Genomic DNA, 1,827 nt, shown 5'->3' on the forward strand with positions numbered 1-1,827 from the left:
CCCGAGCGCATGACCGCGCGCCGGTTCTGGGTCCGCCACGCCGCCGACGCACGGGGCGCGGTGATCCTGGACGACGGCGCGGTGCGGGCCGTCACCGGATCCCGCCGGTCGCTGCTACTCGCCGGGGTGACCGGCGTCGACGGGCTGTTCCACTTCGGTGACGTGATCGAGATGCGTGATCCCGCCGGCGACACCGTCGCCCGGGGGATCGCCCAGTACGACTCGATCGAGGTTCGCGCCCGGCTGGCCGAGCGCGCGTCGGGGACCGGGACCACGGGCCAGGGGCGTCCACTCGTGCACGCCGATGACCTGGTGGCGCTCTAGAGCTCGATCCCGCCCTCGGTGTGGACCGGGGTGACCGTACCCTCGGCGAGGTTGTACAGCGCCCCGACGATCGCGGTGCGTCCCTCGCGGATGGCGCGGTCCATTGAGGCGGACTTCTCGCGGATGGCGGTGACCGCCTGCCGGACGTTCTCGATCACCACGTCCTCGTACCCCGCCGCGGGATCGCGCCGGGCCTCGAACACGGCCGGGGCGATCCGCTCCACCACGTCACGCAGGTATCCCGACGGCGTGGTGTGGGTGTCGACGGCGTTGATCGCTGCGCCCACGGCTCCGCACGAGGTGTGACCGAGCACCAGGGTGAGCGGTATCCCCAGCACGTCCACACCGAACTCGATCGAGCCCAGGACCGACGGGTCCACGATGTGGCCGGCGTTGCGGATGACGAACAGGTCGCCGAGGCCCTGGTCGAGGACCACCTCGGCGGGCACGCGCGAGTCTGCGCAACCGAAGACCATTCCGAAGGGGTGCTGTTCGCCGGTCAGTTCGGCGCGCCGTGCAGGGTCCTGGTGGGCGTGCAGGCCGGCACCCTCCACGTAGCGGCGGTTTCCGTCGAGCAGTCGCTGGAGTACGGCGTCGGGGGTCAGGTCGGTGCTCATCCCTGCAGTCTGCCCCGCCGCCCGCCGGTCGCCTACAGGGCCTGGTCGGTGAGGGTCAGGACCTCCACGCAGTCGCCGTCGACCGTCAGCGTGGCCTCGGCGTGTGCCCGGGTGTGGCCGCGGTTGACCACGGCCACGGGGGTACCGGTGGTCACCGCGCGTCGCACGAACCGGTATCCGGACCGGACGGTGAGGGAGGAACCCACGACGACGACGAGGTCGGACTCGTCGACCAGGGCGTTGGCCTCGTGCACGCGGTGCGCGGGGACGTTCTCCCCGAAGTAGACGATGTCGGGCTTGAGCACGCCCGAGCAGCGGGGACAGTCGACCATGCGGAAGTCCGCGGTGTCGGCGAGGACCGCGTCGGCGTCCGGGGCGACCTCGATGGCCCCGCGTGTGGCCACCCGCTCCGCGAAGCCGGGGTTGAGACGGTCCAGGTCCTCGTGCAGGGCCCACCGGCTCTGACGCAGTCCGCAGTCGAGGCAGGTCACCACGGCGTAGCTGCCGTGCAGGTCCACGAGCCTGCGGCTGCCGGCCTTGAGGTGAAGCAGGTCCACGTTCTGGGTGATGACCCCGCTGACCAGCCCCCGGCGTTCCCAGTCGGCCAGGAGCGCGTGCGCCGCGTTGGGTCGGGCGGCCTCCATGTGGCGCCATCCCAGGTGGTTGCGGGCCCAGTAGTGGCGGCGGTACCCGGGGTCGCCGACGAACTGCTGGAAGGTCATGGGTGTCCGGGCGGGGGAGTCCGGGCCACGGTAGTCGGGGATACCGGAGGGGGTGGAGATCCCCGCCCCGGTCAGGACGGTGGCACGCCGGCCCCGGATGAGGTCGGCCAACGCGGCCGCCCGGGCGGGCAGGTCCGGGTCCGGGTCGGTGCGGGCGGCGGGCG

At 72.5% G+C, this 1,827-nt stretch carries 3 protein-coding genes; 1 reads left to right on the top strand and 2 read right to left on the bottom strand.

The genetic code is table 11. The annotated features are described in order from the left end of the window. Positions 1 to 324 (top strand): PUA domain-containing protein (locus G6021_RS12360; RefSeq protein ID WP_347238963.1); only part of this gene is annotated, 324 nt, incomplete at its 5' end. Here the strand turns inward: G6021_RS12360 and G6021_RS12365 are convergent. Then, positions 321 to 941 carry a carbonic anhydrase gene (locus G6021_RS12365; RefSeq protein ID WP_182641414.1) on the bottom strand — a complete coding sequence of 207 codons (621 nt, stop codon included), beginning with the start codon at positions 939 to 941 and terminating at the stop codon, positions 321 to 323. The two genes, G6021_RS12360 and G6021_RS12365, sit on opposite strands and share 4 nt — an antisense overlap. Before the next feature lie 32 nt (positions 942 to 973). After that, positions 974 to 1,827: Sir2 family NAD-dependent protein deacetylase (locus tag G6021_RS12370; protein WP_241736540.1), on the bottom strand; the 854-nt coding region annotated here is incomplete at its 5' end.

The sequence above is a fragment of the Dietzia sp. CW19 genome, assembly GCF_014145265.1.
GTDB lineage: Bacteria > Actinomycetota > Actinomycetes > Mycobacteriales > Mycobacteriaceae > Dietzia > Dietzia natronolimnaea.